Here is an 18,408-nt window from a genome sequence, read left to right as displayed (position 1 = left end):
GGAATCTTGGGATGAGGCATTTTATTTCCATTATAGTCCAAGCGTGGGAACGCCGACAGCGCGGCGGGTTGATTTCCCACGTGACGCATGTTACAAAAGGGTGTATTGACGGAATGGACGGAAAAGGAGGGGATCGACGTGGCCGACGAACAATCCGTGCGCAAAGAAGAGGAACGGCGGTTGTCCGAAGTACTGAAGCAGGTTGAACTCCGGCTGGATAAGGAATTGTCCGTCCTGGGCGAGAGGCGGGGAGACGTCGTCGGCATCCGCCAGGAATTCTGGGACGACGTCCGCATGAACTTCTCGGACGCGACGGAACTGGGCGAGACCTGGACCAGCATTATGCAGCAGAAGGAAATCCTCATGGAACGGGAACGCAGCCACAGGGTTGCTTTCGAAGCGGTCGAAAAGCTCGCCAAAATGCACGACAACCCGTATTTCGCCCGGATCGACTTCGCCGAGGACGGGTGCAAACCGGAGCAAATCTACATCGGCCGAGCGTCCCTCGTCGGGGACGACGGCGAGACGTTCTGGGTGTACGACTGGCGCGCGCCGGTATCGAGCCTGTTCTACGACCATGAGCCGGGCCTCGTTTCTTACGACACTCCCGAAGGGGAGATCGACGGCGAACTGACGCTCAAACGGCAGTTCGTCATTCGCGCCGGCAAGCTGAAGCACGTTTTCGATACGGACGAGACGGTCGGAGACGATATTTTGCAGGCGGTGCTGTCCGAAAAATCGGATACGTCCATGAAGAGCATCGTGGCGACGATTCAGAAGGAACAGAACCGGATCATCCGCGACGAGAAGCATCGGCTGCTCGTCGTCCAAGGAGCCGCGGGCAGCGGCAAAACGTCCGCCGCCCTGCAGCGGGTCGCTTATTTGCTCTACCGTTTTCGCCAAAGCCTGACGCCGGACCAGATCGTCCTGTTCTCGCCGAACCCCGTGTTCAAAGGGTATATCAGCCGGGTGCTCCCGGAACTCGGCGAAGCGAACATGCGCCAGATGACGTTCCGGGAGCTGATCGAAGCCCGACTGGGCCGCCGTTTCCAGGTGGAGGACCTGTTCTCCCAGACGGAAGTGCTGAGCGCGTCGGAAGGCACGGCGGAAGGTGCGGCCCGAGAGCGCGCGGTCCGTTACAAGGGCTCCGAGCACTTCTTCCTCACCGTGGAAAGGTATTTCGACCGATTGGAAAACGAGGGCATCCGTTTCCGTCCGCTGCGGTTCCGCGGGGATACGATCGCTTCGGCGGACGAGATGGCGACGCAATATTATTCGATCAAAGCTTCGGAAGGCTTCGCTTACCGCGCGGCTTCCTTACGGAAATGGCTATTGGCGAAGCTCGCCGCATGGGCGGATTCGCAGTTGGATCAGCCGTGGGTCGAGGAAGCCGCCGAGCTGGCGGACGATGAGGAAATTCAGCGAGCCTACGTGCAGATCCGCCGCGGAGGCGGATTTCACGAAGACGCCTTCGACGACGAGGACCGCATGACGGACGCGCTGAAGAAGCGGGCCGTCGAAGCCGCGGTCGAGCCGCTGCGCAAAGCCGTGAAGTCTTACCGCTTCCTGGATGCCGTCGGCACTTACCGCGAACTGTTCCGGAGCCGAAGCCTGTTCACGGACTGTTCGCCGGACGGTAAACTCCCGGAAGGCTGGGAATGGATGGCCGCCCGGGCGGAGGAGACGCTGGCCCGTAAAATCATCGACCATGAAGACGCCACGCCGCTTCTTTATTTAATGGAAGGGCTTGAGGGCTTCCGCAAGGTGGAAGGGGATATCCGCCACCTGTTCGTGGACGAAGCGCAGGATTACTCGCCGTTTCAGGCCGCCTATTTAAGGCGGCGGTTCCCGCAGGCACGGTTGACCGTGCTGGGCGATTTCAACCAGGCGATTTACGCGGGCTCGCAGGACAGCGGCGGATTCGGCGGCTGGACCCGGCTTATGGCCAAGGAAGACACCGCCGTCTGGCGGCTGACGACCAGCTACCGCTCGACTCGGCAAATCGTCGAGTTCAGCCGAAAGATTCTGCTGCCTGAGGAGGCGGCCGAAATTCGCCCTTTCCAGCGGGAAGGCGAAGAGCCGAGGCTCATGCGTTGCCGCGACGGGGCTCAGCTCGCCGACACCGTCGCCGCCGATATCCGCAGCCTGCTGGAACAAGGGCACGGCACGATCGGCGTGATCGCCAAATCGGCCAAGGAGTGCGGCAACGCCGCCGCTTTGCTGAAGGAAAGGCTTCCTGACGAAGTGCCGGTGACTTACGTCACGGGAGGGTCCGCCGAGCTGCCGCGCGGCGTATCGGTTCTGCCTTCGTATTTGGCCAAAGGCATCGAATTCGACGCGGTCGTCGTGTGGGACGCGTCGGCCGCCCGGTACGGCCAGGAGAGGGACCGCAAGCTGCTGTACACCGTTTGTACGCGGGCTTTGCACGTCCTTCACGTTTATCATTTAGGGGAACCGTCGTCCTGGCTGCCTCAAGGGAGCTAGGACCCGGGAAGGGGAGAACCAGGTTGTCGATGGAGCAGGCGCGGGCGGCGCTGCGGACTTATTTCGGATACGACTCGTTCCGCCAAGGGCAGGAGGAGCTGGTCGGCGCGATCCTGGAAGGACGGGACGTCCTGGGCATCATGCCGACCGGCGCGGGGAAATCGGTGTGCTACCAGATACCGGCCGTCCTGCTGCCCGGACTGACGATCGTCGTGTCTCCGCTCATATCGCTCATGAAGGATCAAGTGGACGCGTTGAACGAGAACGGCATTCCCGCGGCGCTGCTGAACAGCACGCTGACGGCGGCGGAGATGAACCGCCGCTACCGGGATATCGAGGCCGGCCGTTATCGCGTCGTCTATATCGCGCCGGAGCGGCTGGAATCGGACCGCTTCACGGAGTGGCTGGGCCGGGTGGAGGTTTCGCTCGTCGCCGTGGACGAAGCGCATTGCATTTCCCAATGGGGCCACGATTTCCGCCCCAGCTATTTGTCCGTCGCGAGGCTTACGGACCGTCTGGAGCCGAGGCCGGTCGTGGCCGCCTTCACGGCGACCGCGACGCCGGAGGTGCGCGAAGACATCGCGAAGCGCTTGCGGCTGCAGGAACCGCTTAGGGTAACGACCGGCTACGCGCGAAAGAACCTGTCGTTCCGCGTCGTGCGGGGCGGGGACAAGCGGAGGGAGCTGCTTCGCTGCCTGCAGGAACATGAAGGGGAGGCCGGCGTCGTTTACGCTTCGACCCGCAAGGAAGTGGAGGAATGCCACGCCTTCCTCGGGAAGCAGGGCATCCGGGCCGGCAAGTACCATGCGGGGCTGGAGGAACGGGAACGCGCGGACGCGCAGGACGCGTTCCTTCGCGACGACATTCAGGTGATGGTGGCGACGAACGCATTCGGCATGGGGATCGACAAATCCAACGTCCGATTCGTCATCCACTACAACCTGCCGAAAAACGTCGAAGCGTATTACCAGGAAGCGGGCAGGGCTGGCAGGGACGGAGCGCCGGGCGAATGCATCCTGCTCTATTCCCCCCAGGACACGGTCACGCAGAAATTCCTGATCGAACAGGGCGAGGGCGACGAGGAACGCAAAAAAACGGCGTACCGCCAGTTGAACGACATGGTCCAATACGCGTTCAGCCAGGAGTGCCTCCAGCAGGCGATCGTCGCTTATTTCGGGGATACGTGCGAGCCGTGCGGCAAATGCGGCAACTGCCTCGACACGGAAGAACGGCTGGACGTTACGGAAGCCGCGAAGGTCGTGTTCGCTTGCGTGGCGGGCATGCGCCAGCGCTTCGGCGTTTCGCTCACCGCTAAGGTGCTGAGAGGATCGGGCGAGGCGAAAATCCGCCAATTCGGCTTCGATCGGCTTCCCGTGTACGGTCGTATGAGCGGCCGTTCGGAGAAAGACATCGTCGGCCTCATCCAAGCTCTGGCCGCACAAGGTTATATGCGGGTGACGGACAGCGCTTATCCGGTCGTGACGTTAACCGCCAAAGTCCGTGCCGTGCTGGACGGAGAGGAAAGGGTGTACCGCCGGGCAGAGCGCTCCGCGGATGCCGAAGCTTCCGGCGGCACCGGGTACTCCCGCTCGGGTTCGGGTATGGGGTCGGCAAGAAGAGGGCGTCCGGCGGACGACGATCTGGGCGCGGAAGGGGAAGCGCTGTTCGCCAAGCTCAAAACGCTGCGAAAGTCGCTCGCCGACCGGGAGAACGTGCCTCCATTCGTCATATTCCACGATGCCACGCTGCGCGAAATTTGCCGGGTCCGCCCGACGACGGAACGTGCTTTAAAGGACGTCAAAGGCATCGGCGAGGCGAAGATCGCGAAGTACGGCAAAGCTTTTCTGGACGTCATCCGAGAGCATTGAAACCGTTACAGGAAATCGTTGACAGTTTCGCGTCCCCCCGGCTATGCTGGAAATAGTCTGACAATTTTACGGGACAGGGGACTGATTCGATGCACGAGCGGAGCGGGCAGGATCGGATTATCGTCTTTACGGGTCCCGACGGTTCCGGACGCAAGTCGGTTGCGGAAGCGGTCGGGCAGACTTTCGGCATGGAAAAGGTGCTTTCCTACGTCACCCGGAAGCCGCGCCAAGGGGAAGTGAACGGACAGGACTACCATTTCGTCACGAAGGACGTCTACCGGGAGATGGAAGGAGAGTTTCTGGAAAGCGTCGAGATCGACGGGGAATTTTACGGCATCCGCCGGTCGGACGTGGAAGCGGGCCTTCGCGACAACGGATGCGTTTACCTGATCCTGAACCGGGAAGGCGCCGAACGGATCAAGGAGCTTTACGGAAACCTCGCCATCCGGCTTTTCCTGTACGCCGACCGGCGGACGCTGGAGGACCGGCACCGGGACCTGGGATTGTCCGCGGACGTCATCGCGAATCGCATGCGGAGATACGACGAAGAATTGGCTTACCGCTCATCCTGTGAGCATACTTACGGCAATTACGATTTGGCGGATACCGTTTCGCGGATCACCGAAACGCTGGAAGGCTATTTTCAACGCGGGCTCGTCGACAAGGATTGACGGCCGGGCGATGGGCTTTCGCCGCTTGACTGGGGTCCGAAGGGCCGCTATAATTACTTACATCTTATTCCAAGGAGGCTGATGTCATATGATGTCCATTTCCATTTCGATTGCCGCAGCGCGTCAAACGGCATATGCATCGGTCTCATCGGCTTCGGTTCGCAAGTAATACGCGAACCGCGGGAGACCGGACGGTCTCCCGCGGTTTTTTTATGGCAGCGCCAACCGCAGGGGGTTCTTTCCCTGCGGTTTTTTGTTGTCCGAAAATCAACGCAGCGAGCTGGAAAACCTCCAGTCCAACATGCGTTAATCACCCGGGAGCCGAAATCAAGCCGAATAGACGCGAGTTTATCCAGTTCACGAGAAATGCAAGCTGCTGAAAATGAGACCAAACCAACTTAACCAACCAAACCAACCAAAGGGGTTATCGCATGAACGTTGAAAATCAAAATTACCTTCAGAATTACGGCTGGAACGGCCATTGGGAGTCGCTGTGGCAACAGAAAGAATTCGCGGCGAACGCGAACCTGCGTCCCGCCCGCGTGACCGCCCAGTTCTCCCACGCCTACCGCGTCGTCACCGAAACCGGTGAGCGGCTGGCTGAGGTCACGGGCAAATTCGAGTTCCGCGCCTCCGCCAAAAGCGAGTTTCCCGCCGTCGGGGACTGGGTGGCCGCGGAGCTGTCCGGCGAAGACCGTGCCGCCCTGCATGCCGTGCTGCCGCGCCGCTCCGCCATGACCCGCCGGGCGGCGGGCAGCCGTGACGAAGAGCAGGTGATCGGGACGAACATCGACTACCTGTTCATCGTCAACGCGCTGAACGAGGACTTCAACCTGCGCAGGATCGAACGTTACTTGGTCATGGCTTGGGAGAGCGGAGCCCAGCCCGTGGTGCTGCTTACGAAAGCCGACCTGTGCGCGGATCCGGAAGAGAAAGAAGCGCAGGTCGAAGCGATCGCGCCCGGCGTGCCGGTCCATGCGGTCAGCGCGGCGGAGAACGAAGGCAAGGAGAAGCTGCTTCCGTACCTGCAGCCGGGCCGAACGGTCGCGGTGACCGGGATGTCAGGGGTCGGCAAATCCACCTTGCTCAATTGGCTGGCGGATGAAGCGGTTCAGCGGGTGCAGGGCATCCGCGAAGATGACGCGAGAGGCCGCCACACGACGACGCACCGCGAGCTGTTTCTGCTGCCTTCCGGCGCCCTGCTGATGGATACGCCGGGCATGCGCGAGCTCCAGCTCTGGGACGCGCAGGACGGCTGGCAGGAAGCGTTCTCCGACATCGCCGAGTTGGCGCTCCGCTGCCGCTTCCGCGATTGCACGCATCGCTCGGAAGCCGGCTGCGCCGTACGGGAAGCGCTGGAAACGGGCGAGCTGGACGCCAAGCGTTACGCCAACTACGGTAAAACCGAGCGGGAACTTGCGAGGCTGGCGCGCAAGGAGTCTTCCGCGGCGGGAAGGCGGCAGCGCTCCGCGGACGGCAAGTCCGGTCAAACCCGCAAAAAAGAACGCGTCGCGGGCAAGCGCGCGATTTATGACGAAGATGTGGATTAAAGCGTCAAAGCGGCGAAGAAATTGTCGTTCTATGTCTTTGCTTGTCCGAAATGGATGGTATAATGAGAAAAAATGGGTTTTGACTATACCCTGTTCGGACACGTTTGAAACATGACGCAGAGGAAGTGTGGCGCTTGATCGACAAAAATCTGCTGGACGTGCAGACCCTGCTGCGGCGCAACGGCATCCTGATTAGTTTTTCAGGCCGTTTGTCGCAGCAATTGATCGAAGAGTACGGCGAAGCCGTCAAAACCTACCTGGAATCGGAGAACCGCCCGAAAAACGAGATTTTTCACATTTTCTCGATTTTCATCGAGCTCACCCAGAACATCAAAAATTACGGAACCGCCAAGACGGATTCCCCGTTTTACGACAAGATCGTGCAATCGAGCATCATTACGATCGGCAAGGACGGCCAGGGCAGCTACATCTGTGCGGGCAATCTGGTCGAAGGGCCGGATTTGGAGGTGCTGACCGCGCGCATCGACGAGCTTTCCGGATTGAACAAAGACGAGCTTAAAACGTTGTACAAGGACCGGTTGAAGCGGAGCGAACCCGAATTCGGCGCGGGCGTCGGCTTGATCGACATGGCCCGCAAATCCTCGCATGCCCTTCAGTACTCCGTCACCCCGGCGGAAGGCAACCTCTCATTTTTCACGTTAAAGGCGGTCGTGTAGCAATGGGCAGCATCCGGCACATCCAAATCGAAGGAACGAGAAGCACGCCGGAGGTGCGGTTCGATCCCGAGCGCCATATTCTCGCGATCCGAGGCCAATCCTATCCGGAAAACGCGTTCGCGTTTTATGAACCGCTGTTGAAGTGGCTGGACGAATACTTGGCGGAGCTGACGGCGGAGACGACCGTCGAAATCGAGCTCCAGCTTCCCTATATCAATACGACGAGCACCAAATGCTTCCTCATGTTCCTGGAGAAGCTGGACGGGGCGTTCAAGGAAGGGAAGCGGGTATCGGTTCGCTGGCTGTACGACGAAGAGAACGAGAGCGAACTCGAGTGTGCCGAAGAATTCAAGGAGGACCTTGTCCTTCCCTTCGAAATCGTGCCGAAAGCCGCGGAGTAACCGACATGAGCTCGCCGAAAGACAACCGGCATCGATCGCTTTACGACGGAAGCGTGTGGAAGGTCGTCATCCTGGCTTCCGCCCTGATCGTGCTGACGACTTCCTTAATCGGATTCATGTCCTACCGAATGACGCAGAAGGAAGTTATCCGCAAGCTGAAGACGAGCGACCTGTCTTTCATCGCGCGATCGATCGCGAGCCAAGTAGAAGGCCGCATCGACCGGGCGATGGAGACGTCGCGGATCGTGGCGGACGACCCCGCCGTGCGGGAATGGGTCGCGGGCGGGGAGAAGGACGAACGGCTGGGCATGCTCGTGAAGCAAGTTCTCGCCTCGATCCCCAGGGATTACGATTATACCAACTCCTTTGTCGTGAGCGCCGCAACGCACCATTATTGGGCGGAATCCGGAAAGGTGATCGATACCGTCAGCGAAAGCGACCCGGATGACAAGTGGTTTTTCAATACGATCGCTTCCGGCAAGAAGACGGATGTCGTCGTGGATTCGAACAGCGCCCGCAAGGACACGTTCGTTTTCGTCAACGTCTTGATCGGGGAGCCGGACCGACCGCTCGGCATCGCCGGCGTCGGATTGTCCCTGAAGAAGCTGTCCGAAGATTTCGCCGACTATCGGCTCGTCGAAGGCAGCCGGCTGTGGATGGTCGGCGGAGACGGCACGATCCATCTTTCGGCCGATTATGCGGATACCGGAACGAAACTGTCCGAGCATCTGACGGCAGCGGCCTTGCAGGAATGGAACCGAAGCCCTGCGGACCGGGAACGAGTCTTCGAAGCGGAAGACTTGTCTGGCGGCCGTATGGACATGATCAGCTATCCGATCGCGTCGGCGGACATGCGGCTGCTCGTACAGATCCCGAGAAGCCAAACGACGGGTTTCCTGGGCTCGATCAAGCAAAGCACGACCGTGGCCGTCGTGCTGTCGCTGATTCTCAGCATCTATTTTTTCACTTACGTGTCCCGCCGCATGGCCGATCCATACAAGCGCGCGCTCCGGCTCAACGAGGAACTGGAAAGCATGGTGGAGGACAGAACCCAGGCGCTCGCGGACAAAAACCGCGAAATGACGGAAAGCATCGCCTATGCCAACCGGATCCAGCGGTCCGTCCTTCCTTCCGAAGAGGCGCTTCGGGAGCATTTCGCCGAGTTTCTGACCTACTGGAAACCAAGGGACGGCGTCGGCGGGGATTTTTACTGGGTAAAGGAGGTCGGAGGCGTCAAGTGGATCGCGGCGGGCGACTGCAGCGGCCATGGCGTGCCGGGAGCCCTGATGACCATGCTGAGCGTGTCGCTGCTGGATCGGATTGCCGACCAGGAGGACAATGCGTCGCCGTCCGAGGTGCTCCGTAAGCTGAACGTTCTTCTGAAGGAGACGCTCGGCCAAACCGACCGTGAAGGACCGACGGACGACGGTCTCGATTTAGGGCTCGTATTCCTGCGGGACGGGAACATGCAATACGCCGGGACGGGCATCGTGATGGCCGTCAAGGATGCCGGCGGGCTGCGGATGATCAAAGGCGACAAACCGGGCATCGGTTACCGCCGGACGCCGGCCGACGCCGAATATTCCCTTCACGATATCGAACTCGGAGACGATACGGTCGTCTACATGGCAACGGACGGCATTCCCGACCAGAACGGCGGCGCGAAAAAGCTGTCTCTCGGGAAAACCGCGCTGCTGGAGTGGCTGGCCTCGTACGGCGATTCGCCGCTCGCGGAACAACGGAACCATTTTGAACGGGATATCGCGGCATTCATGGAGCAAGAGCGGCAGCGCGACGACATGACCTTGTTCGCGTTCAGGCCGAGAACGGATGACGGAACGAAAGAACGGTGAAATCATGGTCAAACGGAACAAGGATTTCGAAGCGTTTCATGAGGAGCGCGAGACGCTGCGCATCGCCCAGACGGAAGTCCGGTCGACCGAGCATCGGCAAAACGGTCTTCTTCCCGGTTACGAGAGGCTGGCCGCGCGGTACGAGAAGCTGCTCAAGGAAATGAACAAGGTTCTTCACATCAGCGACACCCAGAGTTTGGCGCTGCACCGGATGGAAATGGAGCTCACCGCCTTGCTGGACAACGCGGGCCAAGGGTTCCTGACGATCAACCGGAGCCTGGCGGTGCAGAAACCGTACAGCTCGGAATGCCGGCGGATTTTCGGCCGCAAAATCGGCGGCGCGCCGTTCGCGGAGCTGCTGTGGCCGGAAGACACGGATACCCGTATGAGGGTGGAACGCCTGCTGGGGCAAATGCTGGAGGACCGCGACGGGGAACGGCCTGTCGGCTACTCCGACGGTCTGCCCAACTCGTTCGAACGGGACGGGCTGCGAATCCGCATCGACTACAAGCGGATGGCCATGTCTACTGCCGTGGACGAGCCCCGGATCATGGTCATCCTGACCGACATCACGGAGCAGTACAAGTCCAAGGAGCAGCTCGAATTCCTCAGCACCCATGACCCGCTCACCGGGATGTTCAACCGGAATTACGTGGACAAGTGGCTGTCCGAATTCCGGCGCGGCGCGTTCCGGCCGCTCAGCATGGTGATGGCCGACATGAACGGCTTGAAGCTGGTCAACGACGTTTTCGGGCATTTGCAGGGCGACGAGATGCTGACCCGGGCAGGCGGCATCATCCGGCAGGCGTTCGGCGAAGACGCGGTGTGCTCGCGCTGGGGCGGCGACGAGTTCCTCGTGCTGCTGCCCGGCGCGGACGCTGACGCTTGCGCGGAGAAAATCGCCAAGCTTCGGGAAGCTTGCGAAGCCGTGGCGGCATATCCGATCCAGATCAGCATGGCGGTCGGTTCCGCGACGATGAACGGCCCGGACGAAGACGAATCGCGCCTGTTCCTGCAAGCCGAGAAGGAAATGTACAAGCAGAAGCTGCTCGAAAGCCGCCGGGTCCGCAAGAAGCTGATCCGGGAGATTTCGGAAGCGATGTACGACCGGGGCATCGAGGATCCCCTCCACGTGGAGAGGGTGTCCAAGCTCGCGCTGGGCTTGGCGGAGCGCATCGGCATCGCGCCGGAATCGCCGCAAGCCGCCACGCTCGAGCTGCTCGCCCGCCTGCATGACGTGGGCAACATCGCCATCCCGCAGGACGTGTTCCGGCACGGCGGGGATTTGACTCCGGAGCAATGGGAAATCGTGCGGACGCACAGCGAAATCGGCTATCGTCTGGCGTTCTCGCTGGGAGAGCCGGCGCTGGCCGAAGCGATCCTGTCCGTGCACGAACGCTGGGACGGTTCCGGGTATCCTTACGGGCTTCGGGAGGATCAAATCCCCGAGCTGTCGCGGCTGTTCGCCGTCGTCGACGCCTACGACGCCATGACGCACGAGCGTCCTCACCGCCGCGCCTTGAGCCGGGACGAAGCGTTGGCGGAAATCCGCAAAGCGTCCGGTAAACAATTCGAACCGCGTCTCGCGGAAGTTTTCTCGGCGTGGTTGAGCGGTGAATCATACGGATAATCGCGAAAGAGCAGCCTCGGCTGCTCTTTTTTTGCATGCCGATTTTGAACGCCATTGCGACAACGCAACGTTAATTTTTACCGCTACAGCTGCTCCTGGACGCCATTGCCGGGATGCAACGTTAATTTTTACCGCTGGAGCGCTTCTTGGACGCTACTGCCGGGATGCAACGTTACTTTTTACCGCTGGAGCGCTTCTTGGACGCTACTGCCAGGATGCAACGTTACTTTTTACTGCTGAAGAGGTTTAGACTCTCTAAGCTTGCCCTGCAAGACGGTGAGACCGTCTTCGGTAACGCCAAAGTCGCCAATCCAGCTTCGCAAGACGGTGAGACCGTCTTCGGTAACGCCAATGTCGCACAATCTGCTCCGCAAAACGGAGAGAACGTCTTCGGTACCTCCAAGCTCGCAGATTGAGTAAGTTTCCTGTCGAAATGGACATTTTTTTCCCGAATAGAAAGGGTTTTCACCCCTAGGCAACGTATGTGTGTAATTACGGAAATCATGCGCAGAAATACCGAGTTGGCGTTCGGCTCTTCTGAACGGGCGAGGCCGGTTTCATAATGGAGTCAGCAGCGGCGGGGAGTGTGCAGGATGTTGCGTTGGAGATGGACCAATCCGTTAACGAAAATGAAAGTAAAACAGCAGCTCATTCTGCTTTTCCTCATCTTGGTGAGCCCGGTGTTCCTGTTGAACTTCTATGCCAACATGAAGGCCGAGGAAATTTTGAAGCGCCACGTGACGAACGCCTACGTGGAGCTGAACAAACAGAACTTCACGATCATCAACCGGGATATCGACACGATCAGCAAAATCATGAACACGATCATCGTGAACCCGGTTACGCAAACGCTCCAAACGGGCGGGGACGACATCGTGACCCGGGTACAGAAATACTCGACCGCGGACCGCCTCCTGTCCACCTATTCTTCAAGCGTGACCGAAGGAGAGGCCATCGCTTACTACTTGTACATCTACGACCCGAACGGCGACTACTCCTTCGCGCCGAATACGTCGATCCGATTCAAAGGCGGCGGAGTATTTTTCTACAATGACCGGAACCGCCAGGATTGGATGACGGAAGCCGCCGAACGCAAAGGCAAAGGCTACTTCCGGGTGTTCGAGCCGCGATCGCTGAGCTTGACCCAACCTACGCTCGCCTACGTGCGGGCCGTGAACAGCACCGCAGAAGGAAACAAAGTAATCGGCGTCCTGATCGCGATCAACATGAACAAGAAAATGCAGCAGTCCTTGCAGACGATCACGCTGCCGGACAACGGCGAAATCTTCGTGACCGATTACGCGAACCGGATTCTCGCTTCATCGGTTCACGACGCGATCATCGGTCAATCGCTGGAATTGCCGCCTGAGCTGGTCACCGGGGACGATCCCGACGGGACCGTCGACGAGATCTCGGCGGGCTACATTTACGTCGAGCACTACAATTATGAAGCCCAGCAGAAGCTGATCTATAAAATTCCGACCCGTTCCCTGCTGCAGCAGCAAAACGAGCTGAAACGGGTCATTGCCACCATTTCGATCGTGTACTCGGTTTTCGCCATGGCGGTCATGGCGTATTTCTGGCGCTCCTTGCTGACGCCGATGCAGAAGCTGGCCGTTTTTACCCGTTCTTACGAGCCGGGACGGCCGCTTCCGCATGCGCCGGCGAAGGATCGGAACGACGAGATGGGCGTGTTAATCCACTCCGTATACGGCATGGCCAGCCGCCTCAACGCCTTGATCGAAGACCGGTACCTGCTCGAGATCAAGCAGAAAGAGGCGCAGCTGCAAATCCTGTACCAGCAAATCAATCCGCATCTGCTCTACAACACGCTCGAGAGCATTTACTGGAAAAGCTCGCTGGAAGGCAATTCCGAGTCGGCCGTCATGATCAAGGAGCTGGCGCTCATCATGCGCATCGGACTCAGCCGAGGCCGCGAATTGATCACCTTGCGGGAGGAGCTCGAACACGCGAGAGCGTACATGAACCTTCAGCAAATCCGGTACGAATACGAATTCCGGCTGACTTGGTCGATCGACGAAAGCGCGCTGGATTGCCTGATTCCGAAAATCACGCTGCAGCCGCTGCTCGAAAACGCGATCATCCACGGGGTGCGCAACATGGCGGACGACGGCGAAATCGCGGTTTCCGTCGCTCGGAACGGTGACCGCATCGCCATCCGCGTCGAAGATAACGGCTACACGGAACCGGATTACGGCTTGATCCGACAACTCCTCGAAGGGGAGCGGGCCGATACGCCTTCCGGATACGGCATTTTCAACGTGCAGCAGCGCATCCGCTTGCATTTCGGACAGGGTTACGGCCTTCAATATTCGCCGCGGGAAGGCGGGGGAACGGTCGTGACGATCGGGCTTCCCGCCAGAGAACAGGAGGAACAGCATGTATAACATTCTGATCGTGGATGACGAACCTCTGATTTGCAAAGGGCTGAGCAGCCTTCTCCAGTCGGCCGGCCTCGACATTAAAAGCATTTTTACGGCGTACAACGGGCATGAAGCGCTGGACTTCCTCCGGATGGAGGAAATCGACCTGCTGATCACGGACATCCAGATGGGCGCGATGAGCGGGATCGAGCTGATGCACCAGGCGAAAATCGTCAAGCCTTGGGTGCAGGCGATCATCATTTCCGCGCACGAGACGTTCCAGTACGCCCAACTCGCCCTTCGTCTCGGCGCGAAGGATTATTTGATCAAACCGCTTAAAAACGAGCAGTTTCTGAACTCGGTCCGCAACGTGCTGCTGCAGATGGATAAACCGATGCCCGCCGGAGACGAGTTCCTGTCGGCGCAACGGGAGCATTTTCAGATGGAGGAGCCGCGTCAGGAAAGGACGGACCGGTTGAACCGGCTGCTCGACGTTCCCGACGCCGGCGGCGATTCGGAACGGATCAAGGAGCTGGGGCTGACCGGCCCTTATTTTGCCGTCCTTAAGATCAAGCTGATGACGGCGCAGCGGGAATCGTCTCTCCGGAACGAAGATATCCGGCTCCTTCAATACGCCGCGCTGAATATCGCGGAGGAGCTCTTGACGCCGGACTGGAGCCATGTCGCGTTCTACTCGCCCGAGAGCGAGATCAGCGTCGTCGTGCAGTGGGACGAAGCCGCGTACGGCGCTTCCGGCGTCGATAAAATCAACCAGCTGGACATGATCGGCCGAAGCCTTCACCACAACGTCAGCAAGTACCTGAACCTTCCGTGCGTCATCGGGATCAGCCAAATCCTGAAGGGAACGGAATTTTTGCATACGCTCGGGGAACAGGCGAAGAAAGCGATCCTGTGGAACCGAGAGCATCGGGACCATTTCGTGTTCTACTTCGGGGATTTCAAATGGAGCCTGTTCAGCGAGGAACCGACGGAAGAGGAATGGGCCGAACAGAACAACCAGATCGTGGAGAAAGCGAAGGCCTATATCGACCGGAATTACGCGCAGAAAGGGCTCACTTTGCACGAAGTCGCGCAGAGGAATCACGTCAGCCCCAACTATCTGAGCTATCTGTTCAAGAAATATACCGGCTTCAATCTATGGGAATACGTCATCAAGCTGAGAATGGAAGAAAGCCGCCGATTGCTGCTGCATTCGGACATGCGCCGGTACGAAATCGCGGAGAAAGTCGGGTACGAATCGCCCGAGCATTTCAGCAAGATTTTCAAAAAATACTACGGCGTCAGCCCCAGCGAAGTGAAGAAGTAAAAACGCCCATCATCCCAATAGAACTGCACATGTTCACCCCAGTCTCCTTTTCCTACAATGAGTAGTGACCGATAGAGAAAGGACTGAGGGAGAGCTTATGGACCAAACTGCCGCAACCGTTCGCCCGCTCGGCGCGGAAAGGCCTCTTCAACGGGGCAAATGGAGACGGTCCTTCTGGGGTTACGCGTTCGTTTTCCCGGCCGTCGCGATTTTCCTCCTGTTTCTGTGGATGCCGATCCTGAAAGGATTCGTCTACAGTCTGTACCACATCGATTTCGTCAAAGGGGACACTTACGTCGGCTTCGACAACTACAAGATGGTCCTGAAAGATCCCGATGTCGTCACCGCCGTCAAGAACACGCTCTATTACATGCTGCTCTGCCTCGTGCTCGGCTTCTGGGTGCCCATCCTGTTCGCGATCGCGATTTCGGAGCTGCGTAAAGGCCAGGGCGTCGCGCGGGTCGCCGCGTATTTGCCGTACGTCGTCCCGGTCGTCGTCCTGTACGGCTTGTGGAGATGGCTGTACGATCCGGTCGGGCCGATCAACGCCGTGCTGCAGAAGCTCGGGCTGTCGCAGATCAGCTTCATGACCGATACGAAGTGGTCGATGGCGTCGCTCGTCATCATGGAAACCTGGCAGCAGTTCGGCTCGGCCATGTTGATCTACTTGGCGGCCGTGCTCAGCATTCCGCGCGATTGGTACGAAGCCGCCGAAATCGACGGGGCAGGCGTCTGGGCGCGAATCCGCCACATTACGCTTCCTTCGATCCGCAATCAGATCGCGCTGCTGTTCGTGCTGCAGTTGATCGCCACCTCCCAAGGCTACCAGTCCCAGTTCGCCATGCTGGACGGAGGCCCGAACAACGCCACGCTGACTTATTCGCTTTATATCGTCAAAATGGCGTTTAACCGGCTGGATTACGGAGTCGCATCCGCGCTCGGCGTCATGATGTTCTTCGTCCTCGTCATCCTCGCGATCATCCAGAATAGACTTTCGAACCGGGGAGGGAACGTGTCGTGAATAACGCGGAACGCGGCATCCTGTCGCCTTACGATTTGAGGAAACCGTTAAACCGGTTCGTCTATTGGCTGATGATTCTCGTCATCATCCTCATGATTTGTTCCATGCTGTATCCGATCGTCATCGCTTTCTTCAACGGCGTGAAAGCCAACACGGAAGTCAACTCGTTCCCTCCGACGTTCCTGCCGAAGTCCTGGAACTGGGACAACTACGGTAAAGGCTGGCATTTCATCGACCTGACGAAATACCTGAAGAGCACGCTGTACATTTTCGCCGGCAACATGGTCGTCACCGTCATCGTGCTCGGGCTGGCCTCGTTCAGTTTATCCAGGCTGAATTGGCGCTTCCGCAAAGCGGTGTACTACTTCTTCCTGGCCACGCTGTTCATACCGCCGACGACTTACATCATCCCGAACTTCATCAACCTGAAGGAACTGGGACTGCTGAACAGCTACTGGGCATTCTGGCTGCCCGCGGGCGCCAACGCCTTCTTCCTGCTGCTGCTTAAAACGTTCTTCGACGGCATCAACAACGAGCTGTTCGAGTCGGCGCGGATCGACGGAGCTTCGGAGCTTCGCAACTTTTTCCAAATCGCCTTTCCGCTGTCGATTCCGATTTTCGCCACGCTCGCCATTTTCGTTTTCGGAACGGCATGGAACGACTGGTTCTGGCCCTCCTTCGTACTGAACGGGGATAAGTATCCGCTGGCCACCGCGATCAAGCGGCTCGTCATCGACGCAAGGCGGTTGGACACGAACATCAAATTCGCGATTTTGACGATGGTCATGCTTCCGCCGGTCGCCATTTTCCTGATTTTCCAACGGTTTATCATCCGCGGCCTGCATCTCGGCGGGGTGAAAGGTTAAGCTCGAATATGTCTTTTTTCAAGATTCGCACATCGTAAACCTGCACATGAAGGGAATAGGAATACACATCGTCACGATGCAAACGCCTCCATTATGATGAGCGTGTAATCAAAAATAACGACTCAGAAGGGGAGTAACCAGACATGCGTAAGTTCACTTCGATCGCAGCTTGCTTGATGGCGTTCAGCCTCATCCTGGCTGCCTGCGGCGGGAAGAGCGACAACACCAGTTCGCCGTCCGCATCGCAAAGCTCCGAACCGGCATCCTCCGCACCGGCTTCCACCGACAGCGCAGCGCCTTCGGACGACATCTCTTCCAAGAAGATCACGATCAGCATTTACTATCCGACGCCGGACCAAGTCGAAAGACGGGCGCTGGAAGACGACAAGATCAAGCGCTTCAACGAGAAGTATCCGAACGTCACGATCGTGAAAAGCGACTGGCAATACAACCCGAACGAAATCGGGATCAAGATGGGCGCTAACGAAGCGCCGACGCTGTTCAACACGTATGCGACGGAAGGCAAGTTCCTCGCCGAAAAGGGCTGGGCAGCCGACATTACCGATCTGTTCAACAACTACGAGTTCAAAGACCAAATGAACCCGATTCTGCAAAACCAATTCGTCATCGACGGCAAAGTGTACGGTCTCGCCCAACAAGGCTATGTCACCGGCACCGTCGTCAACAAGAAAATGCTGACGGATAAAGGCGTGGCGGTTCCTTCGTACGATTGGACGTGGGACGACATGCTGAACACGGCCAAAGCGGTCGCCGATCCGGGCAAAGGCATCTCCGGCATCGCGCCGATGGGCAAAGGCAACGAATCCGGCTGGAACTGGACCAACTTCCTGTTCGAAGCGGGCGGCGAAATCCAGAACGTGGCGGACGGCAAAGTCACGGCAGCGTTCAACTCCGACTCCGGCGTGAAGGCGCTCCAATTCTATCAGAAGCTCAAATGGGAAGCCAACTCGATCCCGCAAGACTGGGCGCTCGGCTGGGGCGACGCGGTCGGCGCGTTCGCTCAAGGACGCACGGCGATGGTCATCGCGGGTCCGGACGGTCCGGTCGACCAAGCGCTGAACCAAGGCGGGATGAAGCCGGAAGACGTGCTCGTGTTCCCGATGCCGGCGGCGCAAGCAGGCGGCAAGCATACGGGCGTGCTCGGCGGCGACTTCCTCGTCATCAACCCGAACGCTTCCAAAGACGAACAGCAAATGGCATTCAACTACGCCGTGTTCGACTACTTCTCCGACAAAGGCCTGGAATCGTTGGAAGCGAACATCGCGGCCCGCAAGAAAGACAACAAATACTTCGTTCCTCCGGTCATCCAGTACTTCAAGGACGATTCCGAATACGGCAAGAAAGTACGGGACGTCTACGCGAAGCATGACAACGTGTACGTTTACAACGCAGACGCGATCAACCTGCTGGACGGCAAGCCGGAAGCGCAGTACAACACGCAAGACTACTACGCCGCAATGACCAACATCATTCAAGAAGTATTCTCCAAGAAGGGTTCCGATCCGAAGAAATTGTTGGACGACGCCGCGAAAACGGTACAGGCGAAGTTCTACGACACGATTAAGCTGTAATTCGATCACCGATCCAGTTTCATCTGATCCGGTCCTGCCTTGGCGGGACCGGATTTTTAAAAGCCGTAAAAGCAGAGAGGAGGC

At 58.6% G+C, this 18,408-nt stretch carries 14 protein-coding genes; all 14 read left to right on the top strand.

The window, feature by feature from the left end; genetic code table 11:
* Positions 1-138: 138 nt before the first annotated feature.
* The 14 genes from helD to EAV92_RS13555 all read left to right on the top strand — a co-directional run bounded on the left by helD (position 139) and on the right by EAV92_RS13555 (position 18,324).
* A complete protein-coding gene (helD, locus tag EAV92_RS13620) occupies positions 139-2,484 on the top strand; it encodes an RNA polymerase recycling motor HelD (RefSeq protein ID WP_164472772.1) in 2,346 nt (781 codons plus the stop codon).
* A gap of 29 nt (positions 2,485-2,513) precedes the next feature.
* The gene (gene recQ / locus EAV92_RS13615; RefSeq protein ID WP_123041606.1) at positions 2,514-4,352 is read left to right on the top strand and encodes a DNA helicase RecQ; all 1,839 of its coding nucleotides are present in this window, start codon (positions 2,514-2,516) and stop codon (positions 4,350-4,352) included.
* Positions 4,353-4,441: 89 nt separating this feature from the next.
* Positions 4,442-5,023 (top strand): guanylate kinase, encoded by a 582-nt coding sequence (locus EAV92_RS13610; protein ID WP_123041605.1) that lies wholly within the window; start codon positions 4,442-4,444, stop codon positions 5,021-5,023.
* A 431-nt stretch (positions 5,024-5,454) separates the two neighbouring features.
* A complete protein-coding gene (gene rsgA, locus EAV92_RS13605; RefSeq protein WP_123041604.1) occupies positions 5,455-6,573 on the top strand; it encodes a ribosome small subunit-dependent GTPase A in 1,119 nt (372 codons plus the stop codon).
* 134 nt (positions 6,574-6,707) lie between these two features.
* Positions 6,708-7,250, top strand: coding sequence for a SiaB family protein kinase (locus EAV92_RS13600; RefSeq protein ID WP_123041603.1), 543 nt, complete (start codon positions 6,708-6,710; stop codon positions 7,248-7,250).
* A gap of 2 nt (positions 7,251-7,252) precedes the next feature.
* The gene (locus EAV92_RS13595) at positions 7,253-7,651 is read left to right on the top strand and encodes a DUF1987 domain-containing protein (protein ID WP_206424219.1); all 399 of its coding nucleotides are present in this window, start codon (positions 7,253-7,255) and stop codon (positions 7,649-7,651) included.
* 5 nt (positions 7,652-7,656) lie between these two features.
* Entirely contained in the window at positions 7,657-9,504 is a 1,848-nt protein-coding gene (locus tag EAV92_RS13590; protein ID WP_123041602.1) for a SpoIIE family protein phosphatase, read from the top strand.
* Positions 9,482-11,134 (top strand): diguanylate cyclase, encoded by a 1,653-nt coding sequence (locus EAV92_RS13585; protein WP_123041601.1) that lies wholly within the window; start codon positions 9,482-9,484, stop codon positions 11,132-11,134. Before EAV92_RS13590 ends, EAV92_RS13585 begins: the two co-directional genes overlap by 23 nt.
* A 146-nt stretch (positions 11,135-11,280) precedes the next feature.
* A complete protein-coding gene (locus EAV92_RS13580) occupies positions 11,281-11,550 on the top strand; it encodes a hypothetical protein (protein WP_123041600.1) in 270 nt (89 codons plus the stop codon).
* 177 nt (positions 11,551-11,727) lie between these two features.
* Positions 11,728-13,542, top strand: a complete 1,815-nt coding sequence (locus tag EAV92_RS13575; protein WP_241158269.1) for a cache domain-containing sensor histidine kinase — start codon at positions 11,728-11,730, stop codon at positions 13,540-13,542.
* Complete coding sequence (locus EAV92_RS13570) at positions 13,535-14,845, top strand: response regulator (protein WP_123041599.1); 1,311 nt, start codon at positions 13,535-13,537, stop codon at positions 14,843-14,845. Before EAV92_RS13575 ends, EAV92_RS13570 begins: the two co-directional genes overlap by 8 nt.
* Before the next feature lie 97 nt (positions 14,846-14,942).
* On the top strand, positions 14,943-15,866 hold the full coding sequence (locus EAV92_RS13565; protein WP_123041598.1) for a carbohydrate ABC transporter permease: 924 nt from the start codon (positions 14,943-14,945) through the stop codon (positions 15,864-15,866).
* Positions 15,863-16,732 carry a carbohydrate ABC transporter permease gene (locus tag EAV92_RS13560; protein ID WP_241158268.1) on the top strand — a complete coding sequence of 290 codons (870 nt, stop codon included), beginning with the start codon at positions 15,863-15,865 and terminating at the stop codon, positions 16,730-16,732. The genes EAV92_RS13565 and EAV92_RS13560 overlap by 4 nt, the downstream gene beginning before the upstream one ends.
* A 143-nt stretch (positions 16,733-16,875) precedes the next feature.
* On the top strand, positions 16,876-18,324 hold the full coding sequence (locus EAV92_RS13555; protein ID WP_123041597.1) for an ABC transporter substrate-binding protein: 1,449 nt from the start codon (positions 16,876-16,878) through the stop codon (positions 18,322-18,324).
* Positions 18,325-18,408 lie beyond the last annotated feature (84 nt).

It is taken from the genome of Cohnella candidum, from assembly GCF_003713065.1.
In the GTDB taxonomy this organism is placed as follows: domain Bacteria; phylum Bacillota; class Bacilli; order Paenibacillales; family Paenibacillaceae; genus Cohnella; species Cohnella candidum.
The sequence above is the reverse complement of the archived record's forward strand: the minus strand, read 5'-3'. Positions and strand labels throughout refer to the sequence as shown.